Annotated in this window: 1 pseudogene; it reads left to right on the forward strand. The window is 38.8% G+C overall.

Annotation, left to right across the window (positions count from 1 at the left end):
* Positions 1-268: pseudogene (locus tag MTCD1_RS19310) on the forward strand (phosphoglucomutase, alpha-D-glucose phosphate-specific); the annotation flags it as partial.

The raw sequence follows: 268 nt of genomic DNA on the forward strand, positions 1-268 counted from the left end.
GTTATTGCTGAGCAATATAACCTGAACATTTCTGTTGTTAATGAAGTAGTCGATGCCAGTTTTGCTTTTATGCCATTAGATAAAGATGGTAAAATTCGCATGGATTGCTCGTCAAAATATGCCATGGCAGGCCTTATTGCCATGAAAGATGATTTTGATATCAGTGTGGGTAATGATCCTGATTTTGACCGACATGGTATTGTAACGTCAAGTGGCGGCTTGATGAATCCCAATCATTACCTCGCCGTCGCTATTCATTATTTAATGA

Origin of the sequence: Colwellia marinimaniae, assembly GCF_002207865.1 — a bacterium.
GTDB lineage: Bacteria > Pseudomonadota > Gammaproteobacteria > Enterobacterales > Alteromonadaceae > Colwellia > Colwellia marinimaniae.